Here is a 13,061-nt window from a genome sequence, read left to right as displayed (position 1 = left end):
GCGACGTGGCCGGGCGACGGCCGGCCGGTCCGAGCGGAACGGCCGGCCGTTCCGCTATCGGCCGATGATGAGGCTCATCGCCTCGGCCCGGGTGGCCGGGTCGCGCAGCTGGCCGCGGACGCACGAGGTGATGGTCTTGGCGCCGGGCTTGCGGATGCCGCGCATCGACATGCACATGTGCTCGCACTCGACCACGACGATCGCCCCGCGCGGCTCCAGGATCCGCATCAGCGCGTCGGCCACCTGGCTGGTCAGCCGCTCCTGCACCTGGGGGCGGCGGGCGTAGACGTCGACCAGCCGGGCCAGCTTGGACAGGCCGGTGATCTTGCCGCTGGCGGACGGGATGTACCCGACGTGCGCCACGCCGCGGAACGGCACCAGGTGGTGCTCGCAGACGGACGTCAGCTCGATGTCCTTCACGAGCACCATCTCGTCGTGCCCGAGGTCGAAGGTGGTGGTGAGGACGTCCTCGGGCTCCTGCCAGAGGCCCGCGAATATCTCCTTGTAGGCGCGCGCGACCCGGGCCGGGGTCTCCAGCAGCCCCTCGCGGTCCGGGTCCTCACCCACGGCGAGCAACAGCTCGCGGATGGCGTTCTCGGCCCGCTTCTGGTCGAAGGTCCCGACGGTGGGTGGACCGTCGAGCGTCACCGGGTCGATCATGCGGGCCTCGCTTACTTGGGACGACTTTGCTGAACAGCACGGATGCCGCGTCTCCAGGGTACAAACCCCGGTGACGCGGCATCCATTCCGTACGGTGCGCGGGATCAGCCCTCGGCGGGCGGCTCCGACGTCGGCAGCGGCGGGAGCTTCACGATGTCCACCGGGGCGGTGTCGATCGCGGCGGCGCCGTTGGTGAGCGCCAGCTCCTTCGGGGACTGCACCGGAGGCCGGGTGGACGGCGTGCGACGGGACGAGCCCGTCCAGGCCGGCCGGGCCGGGCGCTTCACGATCGTGGCGAAGATCTCCGCGATCTGCTCCTTGTTCAGGGTCTCCTTCTCCAGGAGCTCCAGAACCAGGTTGTCGAGCACGTCGCGGTTCTCGACCAGGATCTCCCAGGCCTCGTTGTGCGCGTTCTCGATGAGCTTCTTGACCTCTTCGTCCACCAGCCCGGCGACCTCTTCCGAGTAGTCGCGCTGGTGGCCCATCTCACGGCCCAGGAACGGCTCCGCGTTGTCCGAGCCGAACTTGATGGCACCGAGCCGCTCGGTCATGCCGTACTGGGTCACCATGGCCCGGGCGGTGGCGGTGGCCTTCTCGATGTCGTTCGACGCACCGGTGGTCGGGTCGTGGAAGACCAGCTCCTCCGCCGCGCGCCCGCCCAGCATGTAGGCCAGCTGGTCGAGCATCTCGTTGCGGGTGGTGGAGTACTTGTCCTCGTCCGGCAGCACCATGGTGTAGCCGAGGGCCCGGCCGCGCGAGAGGATCGTGATCTTGTGCACCGGGTCGCTGTTGGGGCACGCCGCCGCCACCAGGGCGTGGCCGCCCTCGTGGTACGCGGTGATCTTCTTCTCCCTCTCGGACATGATCCGAGTGCGCTTCTGCGGACCGGCCACGACGCGGTCGATCGCCTCGTCCAGGATGCCGTTGTCGATCAGCTTCTTGTCCGAACGGGCCGTCAGCAGAGCGGCCTCGTTGAGGACGTTCGACAGGTCCGCGCCGGTGAAGCCGGGGGTGCGCTTGGCGACGGCCGAGAGGTCGACGTCGGGCGCGATCGGCTTGCCCTTCTGGTGCACCTTGAGGATGTCCAGCCGACCCTGGAGGTCGGGGCGCTCGACCGCGATCTGGCGGTCGAAGCGGCCCGGGCGCAGCAGCGCCGGGTCCAGGATGTCGGGGCGGTTGGTGGCCGCGATCAGGATCACGCCACCCTTGACGTCGAAGCCGTCCATCTCGACCAGCAGCTGGTTGAGGGTCTGCTCGCGCTCGTCGTGACCGCCGCCCAGACCCGCACCGCGGTGCCGGCCGACGGCGTCGATCTCGTCGACGAAGACGATCGCCGGGGCGTTCGCCTTGGCCTGCTCGAAGAGGTCGCGGACGCGGCTGGCGCCGACACCCACGAACATCTCGACGAAGTCCGAGCCGGAGATCGAGTAGAACGGCACCCCGGCCTCGCCCGCGACGGCACGCGCCAGCAGGGTCTTGCCGGTACCGGGCGGGCCGTAGAGCAGCACACCCTTGGGGATCTTGGCGCCGACGGCCTGGAACTTGGCCGGCTCCTGGAGGAACTCCTTGATCTCGTGGAGCTCCTCGACCGCCTCGTCGGCGCCCGCGACGTCCGCGAAGGTCGTCTTCGGGGTGTCCTTGGTGAGCAGCTTGGCCTTGGACTTGCCGAACTGCATGACCCGGGAGCCGCCGCCCTGCATCTGATTCATCAGGAACAGGAAGACCAGGACGATGATGACGATCGGGAGCATCGACAGCAGCAGGCTGACGAAGGTGCTCTGCTTCTCGGGGCTGATGGTGTAGCCCTCGGCGAGCGTGCTCTGGTCGTTGTCGTTGATCTGGGCCTGGAGCTTGTCGGCGATCGCAACACCCTGGTCGCCGATGTACGAGGCCTGGAACTTGCTGCCGGACGGCGTCTTGCCGGTACCGGCGTTGGACAGCGTGGCGCCGTCCTTCAGCTGGATCTTGATCGTGTTCGAGTCACCAGTGGTGATCTGCGCGGACTTGACCTGCTTCGCGTCGATCGCCGCGACGACCTGACCGGTGTCCACCGTCTTGTAGCCGTTCGAATCCGAAACGACCTGCATCAAAACGATGACGGCGAGGACGGCCAGCACGATCCACATGATCGGCGCACGGAAGTATCGCTTGACGTCCATCCATGCGGGGCGTTGCCGCCCCGTCCCTCCTGCCACTCAGCGGCGCCGCGGGCTGGGTGCCGCCGGCGCATCCTGGTCGGTGCTCATGTGAAGAGCGGTTTTAATGGACCGTACCGCAGTCGCACCCGCCCATGGCGGGAGCACAGCGACACGGCCGTCGTTCTTGGTCCCCCCGGTCCAACGGGCGGGAACCGGCTCCTGTTCCCACCCGTAGCCCGAACGGAGCCCTCAGCCCCCGTAGACGTGCGGGGCGAGCGTCCCGATGAAGGGCAGGTTACGCAGCTTCTCCGCGTAGTCCAGGCCGTAGCCGACCACGAACTCGTTCGGAATGTCGAAACCGACGTACTTCACGTCGATCTCGACCTTGGCCGCGTCCGGCTTGCGCAGCAGGGCACAGACCTCCAGCGAGGCCGGGCCGCGCGAGCTCAGGTTGCCCAGCAGCCAGGACAGGGTCAGACCGGAGTCGATGATGTCCTCGACGATCAGGACGTCCCGGCCGGCGATGTCGGTGTCCAGGTCCTTCAGGATGCGGACCACGCCGGAGGACTTGGTGCCCATGCCGTAGGAGGACACCGCCATCCAGTCCATGGTGACCTGCGAGTGCAGGGCCCGGGCGAGGTCGGCCATGACCATCACAGCCCCCTTGAGGACGCCGACGATCAGCAGGTCCTTGCCTGCGTAGTCCCGGTCGATGCGCTCGGCCAGCTCCAGGAGCTTGGCGTCGATCTCGTCCTTGCTGATGAGCACCTTCGCGAGGTCAGCGCCCATGTCGTTCTGGTCCACCGGGGATACGTCCTCAAACGTTCGGGGTCTGTGTGGCCGGCGGCCGACTACCCCGGGACATGCCCGCCCGTCAGTCGCCCTGCCGCCGAAAGACCAGCGTGCCACACCTGCGGGTGGCCTCGACGCCCCCGGGTAGGTGCAGCGGCCCCTGGCCGCGCCATCCGGTGACCAGCAGGTCGATCGTCTCCAGGTGCCGCGCGAACAGGTCCCCGGCCGGGCAGCCCGCCCGCAGCGCGGCCCGGCGCAGCACCCGGCGGCGGACCGCGGGCGGGAGCTCGGCGAGCTTCACCGCGTCCAGGGCGCCCTCACCCGTCCGGAGGTCGCGTTCGGCCAGGGAGGCCCACTGGTCGAGGGCGTCCGCGTCGTCGCGGAACAGCCGGGCGGTGCGGGCCAGCGCCTCGACCACCCCGCCGCCCAGGTGCTTCTCCAGCACCGGCAGCACCTCGTGCCGGACCCGGGAGCGGGTGTAGGCGGGATCACAGTTGTGCGGGTCGTCCCAGACCGGGATCGCCTGGGCGGAGCAGGCCTGCCGGGTGGCCGCCCGGTCCAGCTCCAGCAGCGGGCGGCGGTAGCGGCCCTTCTGCGCCGGCATCCCGGCCAGCGAGCGGGAGCCCGAACCGCGCGCCAGGCCCAGCAGCACCGTCTCGGCCTGGTCGTCCCGGGTGTGGCCGAGCAGCACCGCGAGCGCGCCGAGCCGCTCGGCGGCCGCGTCCAGGGCCGCGTAGCGGGCGTCCCGGGCGGCGGCCTCCGGGCCGCCGGACCGGCCGACGCGCACCGGGATCGCCTCGACCGGGTCCAGGCCGAGCGAGCGCAGCCGTTCGGCCACCTGGGCGGCCCGGTCGGCGGAGCCGGGCTGCAGGCCGTGGTCCACGGTGACGGCGCCGACCCGCAGGCCGATCTTGGGGGCTTCGAAGGCGGCGGCGATGGCCAGCGCCATCGAGTCGGCGCCGCCGCTGACGGCGACCAGCACCAGCGGCGAGCCGGGGGCGGCCGGGGTCCGGGGCAGTCCGGACGGGTGCCGGGCGGCGTTGCCGATCAGGGTGGTGCCGACGGCGGCGCCCACCAGGGGCGCCCCGGCCGGGCGCTGGCGGGGCTCGCGCACGGGCGCGGTGAAGGTGGTACCGGCCTCGGCGGCGAGGTCGGTGAGCGTGCGGCGGACGGCCAGGCGTATCGCTGCGACTGCGGGGTGTGGACCCACGGCGGACGACTCCTCGACGGAGGGGACAGGACGGCGGCTCGCGCGGCGGGGCCGCGCAGCTTCATGAGCGCCCTGTTACCGGGCGCTCACAGATGGTGGCAGAAAGGAGCACCCCGCTACGCCACCCGCGCCACCGGTACGACCACCGTCCCACGTTCGGGTGAATGGAGAAACGTATCTTCACCCTCCGTCTGCCCGATTGGACCACTCGTACGAGCGGGTTTGACCACCACCGACCACCGCGCGGCGCTTGGGGTCCGAACCCCGTCCGAACCCCGTCCGAGCCCCGTCCGAGCCCCGTCCGAGCCCGCCTCAGCGGGCGACGCGGGCGACCCAGGCGGCCGGATCGTGGATCTCCTCCTTGGTCGGCAGCGTGTTCGGGGAGGTCCAGACCCGGTTGAAGCCCTCCATGCCGACCTGCTCCACCACCCCGCGCACGAACACCGCGCCGTCCTGGTACTGGCGCAGCTTCGCGTCCATCCCGAGCAGCCGGCGCAACAGCAGGTCGAGCCGGTTCGCCCCGCGGTCCCGGCGCTGCTGGAACTTCTCCCGGATCTCCGCCACGGTCGGCACCACCGCCGGGCCGACCCCGTCCATCACCACGTCCGCGTGGCCCTCCAGCAGCGACATCACCGCCGTCAGCCGGCCCAGGATCTCGCGCTGCGCCGGCGACTGGACGACCTCCATCAACCCCGCCGACGGCATGCCGTCCCGGCCCCCGGCACCCGGCAGCCCGCCGCCGAGCGAACCCGCCGCGTCCCGCAGCCGCTCCAGCAGGGCGCCGGGGTCCACGTCGGTCTCCGCCAGGAAGGACTGCACCTCGGACTGGATGTGGTCGCGCAGCCACGGCACCGCGGTGAACTGCGTCCGGTGCGTCTCCTCGTGCAGGCAGACCCAGAGCCGGAAGTCGGACGGGTCGACGTCCAGCTCCCGCTCGACGTGCACGATGTTCGGCGCCACCAGCAGCAGCCGGCCCGGCCCCGGGCCCTCCGGCCCCAGCCGGGGCTTGTCGAACAGCGCCGCCGGGCTGTCCGGGGCCTCCAGCGAAGGCTCCGCCGGGGCGAAGGTCTCGTACTGGCCGAGCACCTTCCCGGCCAGGAACGCCAGCAGCGCGCCCACCTCGATCCCGGTGGCCTTCTCCCCCACCGCGCCGAACACCCCCGCCGTCGGGCTGCTCGCCCGGCGCGCCTGGAGCTTCTCCACCAGCGGCTGGACCACCGTGCGGAAGCCGGCCACGTTCGCCCGCACCCAGCCCGGGCGGTCCACCACCAGCACCGGCGTCGCGGTGGCCGCCGTCAGACTGCTCGACCGCATCCCCGTGAACGCCCGGACGTGCTCCTCGGCCTCCAGCGCGTGCCGGCGCAGTTCGGCGACCACGGCCGCCGCCTCCGCCCGGCTCACCTCCGGCCCCGGCCGCACCAACCTGGTCGCGGTTGCGACCGCGAGATTCCAGTCGACCATGCCAGCACCGCCACTCGCGCTCGTCATGCCCTCACCGTACGTGCTCCCACCCACCAGCGGCAGCCACCCGCCACGAACACCCCCACCCCGCCCCCGGCGGGGCGGGGGCCGCGGGCGGGCGGGGGCGGGTCAGCGGCAGCCGCAGGCGGCGAGGCGGGCGGCGATGCGGTCCATGGCGGCGCGCGCGGTGTCGGCGGGGGCGGTGGTGCGGGTCATGACGGCGAAGGCGAGGAGGCGTCCGTCGGCGTCGACGACGGTGCCGGCGAGGGTGTTGACGCCGCTGAGGGTCCCGGTCTTGGCACGGATCAGGCCGGCCGCGTCGGCGGCGCCCGAGCCGGTGCCGTAGCGCTTGCCGAGGGTGCCGGTGAAGCCGGCGATGGGCAGGCCGGTGAGGACCGGGCGCAGGGTCGGGTGCTGGTCGGAGGCGGCCAGGGCGAGGAGCCGGACGAGGACGGCCGGCGGGACGGCGTTGCCCGGGTGCAGTCCGCTGCCGTCGTTCAGGGACACGCCCGCCATCGGCACGCCGAGCTTGGCGAGCTCCCGGGTGACGGCGGTGGCGGCGCCCTCGAAGCTGGCCGGTTGGCCTGCGGCGAGGGCCGCCTGACGGGCCATCGCCTCGCCGATCTGGTTGTCGGAGGTGGTGAGCATGCGCTCGACCAGCCGGGCGACGGTCGGCGAGTCCACCCGGCCGAGGACGGGGGCGGCGGAAGCGGCCGGGGCGGCGGCGGGCCTGGCCGTGCCGTCGACGGTGACGCCCTGGGCCTTGAGCAGAGCGGCGAAGACCTCGGCGGCCTTCCCGGCCGGGTCGGCGACCCGGGCCGGCGCATCGTCACGGCTCTTGGGATCCACCTTGGCCTCGTCGACCATCAACGGGACGACCAGGGCGATGTTCTGCCCGTCGTGGTTCTTGTGCTGCGGGTTGCCCGCGTACATCGACAGGTCGTAGTCGAGCTTGACGGTGGTGGTGCCGGCGGCCTTGAGGGCGGCGGCGGTCTGCCGGGCCAGGGCGTCGAGCGAGGCGGGGGCGGTGTCGGCGTCGGCCGCCCGGCCGCCGATCTGGACCTGGTCGGCGGGCAGCGCGGTGAGCGTCGGGTCGCCGCCGCCGACCAGGGTGATCGTGCCGGGGTCCGCGCCCCGGACCACCCGGGTGGTCAGCCGGGTGTCGCCGGGGATCAGCGACAGGGCCGCGATCGCGGTGGCCAGCTTGGTGGTGGAGGCGGGGGTGGCCGGGGTGTTCTCGCCGGAGCCGTACAGGAGTTGGCCGTCGGCGGCGTCCGCGACGGCGAAGGTGACGGTGCCGAGGCTCTTGTCGGCGACGGCGGCGGCGAGCGCCTGCTGGAGGCCCTGGGCGGTGGGGGCGGCGGCGGGGCCGCCGGCCTCGACGGTGGCCAGGACGGCGCCGGGGGCGGGGGCCGGGCGGGCGCCGCCGCCCGGGGCGGGGGCCGAGCCGGTGGGGCCCGTGGAGCCGGTGCCGGTGGGCGTGGAGCCGCCGGTGGTGCCGGGGGCGGTGGGCTGTTCGCCCGGGCGGGTGGCCGGGGTGTCGCCCGGTCTGGGCTTGCCGTCGCCCCTTCCCCGGCCGCCCTTCCCGCCGTCGCGGCCGTCCCGGCCGTCGCCCCGGCCGTCGCCCTCGCCGTGCTCGGTGCTGTGGCCGCCGGGGCCCGGGGAGGGCTGCGCGTACGCTCCGCCCGAGGTCAGGACCGTTCCGGCGACCAGCAGGGCCGCTCCGAACAGTCCCGCGGCCGTCCCCCTGCGGCGGCGCGCCGCCCCGACCCCTGTTCCCACCGACCGGCCCCTTTCCTGAGCACTCACTCCCGTAGGAGACACTTGGATTCTGTCAGTCCCTACCTTGGAGGAACCGTTGGAATTCGACGTCCTTATCGAAATCCCGAAGGGCTCTCGTAACAAGTACGAGGTCGACCACGAGAGCGGCCGGCTGCGGCTCGACCGGATGCTCTTCACCTCGACCCGCTACCCGGCCGACTACGGCTACGTGGAGGGCACGCTCGGCGAGGACGGCGACCCGCTGGACGCGCTGGTGATCCTGGACGAGCCGACCTTCCCGGGTTGCCTCATCAAGTGCCGTGCCATCGGCATGTTCCAGATGACCGACGAGGCCGGCGGCGACGACAAGCTGCTGTGCGTTCCGGCCACCGACCCGCGCTGGGAGCACCTGCGGGACATCCACCACGTGTCGGAGTTCGACCGCCTGGAGATCCAGCACTTCTTCGAGGTCTACAAGGACCTGGAGCCGGGCAAGTCCGTCGAGGGCGCCAACTGGGTCGGCCGCGCCGAGGCCGAGGCCGAGGTCACCGCTTCGATCAAGCGTCTGGCGGAGCAGGGCGGTCACTGAGCCGTCGTTCCGATCTCGTTCGATCAGATAGTTCTGAGCAGTTCGAGGTAGGTCGGGGCAGCCGGAGGCCGGGGTTCGCGGATTCGTCCGCGGGCCCCGGCCTTCGCCGTGTCCGGGGCCGGGCGCGGCCGTCTTGCCGACAGCCTGTCGGCAAGACGGCTTGTTAGGTTAGGCTAACCAAAACAGTCGGGGCCGAATCCGATCCTGGAGGCCGCATGCCCACGCCCGAGCCCGTCCCGTTCTCCACCGCGCTCCGCACCGCCAGCAGCGAGGAGCACGAGGCTGCGGAGCAGTCCTCGTTCATGAGCCACCTGCTGGGCGGACGGCTCGGGGTCGAGGCCTACGCCGACCTCACCGGCCAACTCTGGTACGTCTACCGGGCCCTGGAGAACCGCGCCGGACACCTGGCCGAGCACCCGCTCGCCGGGCCCTTCATCGACCGGGCGCTGCTGCGCACCGCCGCCATCGAGCGCGACCTGGCGCACCTGCGCGGGCCGGACTGGCAGGACGGCCTGGCGCCGCTGCCCGCCACCGCCGCGTACGTCGCGCGGGTGGAGGAGCTGGCCGAGACGTGGCCGGCCGGGTACATCGCGCACCACTACACCCGCTACCTGGGCGACCTGTCCGGCGGTCAGATCATCCGCGGCATCGCCGAGAAGACCTGGGGCTTCGAGCGCAAGGGCGACGGCGTGCGGTTCTACGTCTTCGAGGAGGTCGACAACCCGGCCGCCTTCAAGCGCGAGTACCGGGCCCGGCTGGACGCCGCCGGGCTGGCGATGGACGAGGTGGAGCGGCGCCGGGTGGTCGAGGAGTGCAAGCGGGCCTTCGTGCTCAACGGCGCGGTCTTCCGGGACCTGGACGCGCGCTACCCCCTGAGCGCCTGAACGTTTCTCCCGAGGCGCACCCGCCCGGGTGCGCCAACGGGTCGGCCCCGGCGAGCGGTTGCTCGCCGGGGCCGCCGCGCGTCCCGGGGGTGCGTCAGGAGCGCGCGCCGCGCCGGTTGCGCACCAGCACGGTGGCGCTGCCGCCGACCAGCAGCAGACCGGCCGCGGTGGCCAGCAGCGGGACCACCGGGGTCTCCGAACCGGTGGCGGCCAGCACGCCGCCCGCACCGCCCGCGCTGCCCGCACCGGTCAGGCCGCCGCCGGTGGTCAGCGAGGCGCCGCCGACCGTTCCGGTGCCCGAACCCTGGCCTCCGGCAGGCTGGTTGGCGCCACCGGCACCGGCACCGGACCCGGCGGTCGGCGGGGTGGCCGGCAGCTTGGCGTCCTTGTCGAACGCCAGGGTGGCGCTGACCGGGTCCAGGGCCGTGCCCGCCGGGTAGTTGGAGAACACCGGGACACCCTCGGCGGTGAGCGTGGCCGGGACGCCCGAGAGCGTCACCACGCCGTTGACCGGCTTCAGGGCGGAGGCGGGCACGTCCAGCTTGGCGATCCGCGCGCCGCTCAGCGACGTCGCCTTGCCGTCGGGGGACTTGCCGTTCACGTCGGCGGTCAGGAAGGCGCCGCCCTGGTCGATCGTCAGGCCCAGCTTGGAGAGCGTGGTGTCGAGCGCCCAGCCGTCCTTGCCGGGGTGGCCGAGGAAGCGGACCGAGCCGTCGAAGGCGGCGGTCAGCGAGTGGTCGGCGGTGTTGTAGCCGCCGGTGGCGCCGCCGAAGCGGTAGTCGGCCGCGCCGCCGCCGAACTCGACCTTGCCGCTCGCCATCGGGGTGGCCAGGTACGCGCGGAAGCTCTCCTTGACCGTCCAGTCGAGGGTGCCGTTCAGCACGGGCAGCCGGCCGGGGGCGCCGGTGGGCGCCGGGGTCCCGGTCGCGGACGGGGTGGCGCTCGTGGACGGCGAGGCGGTGGCGCTCGGCGACTGCGTCGCGGACGGCGTCGAGGTGGCCGACGGCGTGGCGGAGGGCGTGGCCGTCGGCGTGCCGGTGGCGGACGGCGAGGCGGTCGGCGTGCCCGTGGCGGACGGCGTCGACGTCGGGGTCGGGGCCGTCGGCGAAGCGGTGGCGGTCGCCGTGGCGGTCGGCGACGGCGTCGCCGGGCTCTGCTTCAGCAGCAGCGACAGCGGGTCCATGTCCGCCCCGGCCGCGTAGAAGCCCGCGAAGGCCTTGGCGCCCTGCTCGGTCAGCTTCGCCGCCGTCGGCACCCCGGTGGTGGTGTCCCGCCCGACGGTGAACGTCACCAGCGGCACGTCGTCCCGTCGGGTGACCTCGGTGGCGCCCATCGACTCCTTGGAGGCGGTGTCGGCGGTGAGCGTGCCGGTCGTCCCGGCGGTGGTGACCTTGAGGTCGCTGAGGGCGACGTCCAGCGCGCCGTGGTGGGCGGTGAAGCGGACCCCGCCGGTGAAGGAGGAGCTCAGCGCGTGGGTGGCGAGGTCGTACGTGGCGTTCGCCAGGCCGAAGTGGAAGGTGCCGTCGGCGTTGGTGGTGGCGCCGCCGGTCAGTTCGATGGCGCCGCCCTGGGAGGCCGGGCCGCTGACGTAGCTGCGGAAGCTGGCCTTCACGCCCCAGTCCAGCGAGCCGGTGTCGTACGTGACGCTGCCGGGACCACCCGCGCCGAAGGCCAGTGCGGGGGCGCCGAGGGCGGTCAGGCCGAGGCCGGCGGTGGCGGCCGCGAGGGCGGCCAGCCGGGTGCGGTTGCGGGACATGGTGGGTACTCCGTTCGGGTGGGGCGGGGGGGGAGGGAGCGGGGGGACGCTCCGGGGTGTCAGGCCGCGTCGCCGGGGCCCGGCGCGGCACCGGGGCCGCCGTCGGCGCCCGCGCCCGGCGCGGCGGCCGCGCGGCGGCGCCGGACGAGCAGGCCGCCGGTCACGGCGAGCGCGGCCACCAGCACGGCGCCGCCGGCCACGGCCGCCACCGGGAAGCCGCCCGGGGAGGAGGCGGCGGCGACGGGCGCGGCGGAGGGGCCGGTGGCGGGGGTCGCGGTGGCGCTCGGCGCGGTGGCCGGGGCGCTGCCGAGGTCGGGCAGCGGGGGCAGCGCGGCGGCCGGGTCGAGCGCGACGGCGAAGCTCAGCGGGTCCATCTCGGTGCCGGCCGGGTAGAGGCCGCCGAAGGCCTTGGCGCCGCCCTCGGTGAGCTTCAGCGGCACCTCGACGGCCTTCAGCAGGCCGCCCTCGGGCTTGAGGCCGGCCGGGTCGAAGGCGGCCAGCTCGACGCCGGTGAGCTGCTGGGTGGCGCCGTCCGGGGTCCGGCCGGAGACGTCCGCGACCAGTCGGCCCTGGCCTCCGGCCACGGTGACGCCCGGGTTGGCGAGGGTGAGGTCCAGGCCGTAGGTGTCGCCGCTGCGCAGGCCGGTGAAGCGCACGGTGCCGGTGAAGGCGGCGGTGAGGTCGCCGTTCGCGGGGTCGTAGCCGCCCTTGGCCGGGGTCCAGCGGAAGTAGGCGCCGCCGTCCGCCGCGCCGGCGCCGAGTTCCCAGCGGCCCTGGGCGATCGCGCCGGTGACGTAGTCGCGGAAGGTGCGGCGCACGCCCCAGTCGAGGGCGCCGTTCGCGAACTCGGTCCTGGCGGGGGCCTGGGCGACGGGCGGGGCGGTCGGGGTCTCCGCGGTCGGGGTCTCGGCGGTCGCCGACGGCGTCGGCACGGCGGCCGCCGAGGGGGTGGCCGCGGCGGTCGGCGGCGGGGTCGACGAAGTCGGCTGCGCGGCGGGCAGGTTGACCGAGAGGGTGAGCGGGTCCAGGGCCGTCCCGGCGGGGTAGAAGTTGCCGAAGGCCTTGGCCCCGGCGTCGGTGAGGGTGCCCGGCACGTTGCTGAGCGTCAGGGTGCCGGCCGCGCCGCGCAGGTCGACGCCGGCCAGTGAGAGCTCGGCCAGTTTGGCCTGGCTCGCGCTGCTGACCTGCCCGGTGTCCTTGGACTTGCTGCTGACGTCGGCGTACAGCCCGGCCGCGCCGCCCTGGACGGCCCGGACGGTGAGCCGGCCGAGGCTCAGGTCGAGCGCGTTGGCGCCGTTCTCCTGGTGCCCGGTGAACCGGACCCCGCCGGAGAAGGCGGCGGTCAGCGCACCGGTCGCCGGGTCGTAGCCGCCGGTCGCGGAGTGGAACCGGAAGGTGCTGCCGCCGACCGTGGCCGCGCCGCCGTTGAGCGTCCAACTCCCCTTGGCGATGGGCCCGGTGATGTACGTCAGGAAGGACTGCTTGATGCCCCAGTCCAGCCGTCCGCCGGCGACCTTGCCCTCCGCCGCGTGCGCCGGGCCGGGCGACAGGCCCACCGCCAGCAGGGCGGCGAGGGCGGCCACCAGGGTGGCGGCCAGACGGCGGAGCCGGCTGGACAGGGGCACGGCGGATCACTCCTCGGCGGGGTGCGGTCAGTGGCGGTGAAGGACGCGGCAAGGGAGGGGTCGGGCGTGGCGCCGACCCCCTTGCGGAACTCAGGTAAGGCTAACCTAATATATGAGTCAAGAGTCCCGCCGCAACCCCTCCACCAGGACCGGAGCGGCGACAACTCCCACTGAAGGGAAGCGTG

The 13,061-nt window shown here is 73.6% G+C and carries 10 protein-coding genes; 2 read left to right on the top strand and 8 right to left on the bottom strand.

Annotation, left to right across the window (positions count from 1 at the left end; translation table 11 throughout):
* Window positions 1-54 precede the first annotated feature (54 nt).
* The 6 genes from folE to dacB all read right to left on the bottom strand — a co-directional run bounded on the left by folE (window position 55) and on the right by dacB (window position 8,043).
* Complete coding sequence (gene folE, locus AB0O19_RS33820; RefSeq protein WP_063348250.1) at window positions 55-660, bottom strand: GTP cyclohydrolase I FolE; 606 nt, start codon at window positions 658-660, stop codon at window positions 55-57.
* Between the two features lie 104 nt (window positions 661-764).
* The gene (gene ftsH / locus AB0O19_RS33815) at window positions 765-2,819 is read right to left on the bottom strand and encodes an ATP-dependent zinc metalloprotease FtsH (protein WP_363586576.1); all 2,055 of its coding nucleotides are present in this window, start codon (window positions 2,817-2,819) and stop codon (window positions 765-767) included.
* A gap of 228 nt (window positions 2,820-3,047) precedes the next feature.
* The gene (hpt, locus tag AB0O19_RS33810) at window positions 3,048-3,602 is read right to left on the bottom strand and encodes a hypoxanthine phosphoribosyltransferase (protein ID WP_063348252.1); all 555 of its coding nucleotides are present in this window, start codon (window positions 3,600-3,602) and stop codon (window positions 3,048-3,050) included.
* Window positions 3,603-3,672: 70 nt separating this feature from the next.
* Window positions 3,673-4,800: a tRNA lysidine(34) synthetase TilS gene (gene tilS, locus AB0O19_RS33805; RefSeq protein ID WP_363586575.1), complete on the bottom strand. Its 1,128-nt coding sequence runs from the start codon at window positions 4,798-4,800 to the stop codon at window positions 3,673-3,675.
* Between the two features lie 312 nt (window positions 4,801-5,112).
* Window positions 5,113-6,288 carry a zinc-dependent metalloprotease gene (locus AB0O19_RS33800; RefSeq protein WP_363625026.1) on the bottom strand — a complete coding sequence of 392 codons (1,176 nt, stop codon included), beginning with the start codon at window positions 6,286-6,288 and terminating at the stop codon, window positions 5,113-5,115.
* A gap of 102 nt (window positions 6,289-6,390) precedes the next feature.
* The gene (gene dacB / locus AB0O19_RS33795) at window positions 6,391-8,043 is read right to left on the bottom strand and encodes a D-alanyl-D-alanine carboxypeptidase/D-alanyl-D-alanine-endopeptidase (RefSeq protein WP_363625024.1); all 1,653 of its coding nucleotides are present in this window, start codon (window positions 8,041-8,043) and stop codon (window positions 6,391-6,393) included.
* A 76-nt stretch (window positions 8,044-8,119) separates the two neighbouring features.
* On the opposite strand from dacB, the gene AB0O19_RS33790 reads away from it, so the two are divergent.
* A complete protein-coding gene (locus tag AB0O19_RS33790; protein ID WP_063348256.1) occupies window positions 8,120-8,611 on the top strand; it encodes an inorganic diphosphatase in 492 nt (163 codons plus the stop codon).
* Between the two features lie 215 nt (window positions 8,612-8,826).
* Window positions 8,827-9,495, top strand: coding sequence for a biliverdin-producing heme oxygenase (locus AB0O19_RS33785; RefSeq protein WP_363625022.1), 669 nt, complete (start codon window positions 8,827-8,829; stop codon window positions 9,493-9,495).
* 94 nt (window positions 9,496-9,589) lie between these two features.
* Here the strand turns inward: AB0O19_RS33785 and AB0O19_RS33780 are convergent, their stop codons facing one another.
* Together AB0O19_RS33780 and AB0O19_RS33775 are read right to left on the bottom strand one after the other, a co-directional pair.
* Window positions 9,590-11,251 carry an HtaA domain-containing protein gene (locus AB0O19_RS33780; protein ID WP_363625020.1) on the bottom strand — a complete coding sequence of 554 codons (1,662 nt, stop codon included), beginning with the start codon at window positions 11,249-11,251 and terminating at the stop codon, window positions 9,590-9,592.
* Between the two features lie 59 nt (window positions 11,252-11,310).
* The gene (locus tag AB0O19_RS33775; RefSeq protein ID WP_363625018.1) at window positions 11,311-12,876 is read right to left on the bottom strand and encodes an HtaA domain-containing protein; all 1,566 of its coding nucleotides are present in this window, start codon (window positions 12,874-12,876) and stop codon (window positions 11,311-11,313) included.
* Window positions 12,877-13,061 lie beyond the last annotated feature (185 nt).

Source organism: Kitasatospora sp. NPDC091276 (assembly GCF_040684355.1).
Lineage (GTDB): Bacteria > Actinomycetota > Actinomycetes > Streptomycetales > Streptomycetaceae > Kitasatospora.
This window is presented reverse-complemented; position numbering and strand designations above follow the sequence as displayed.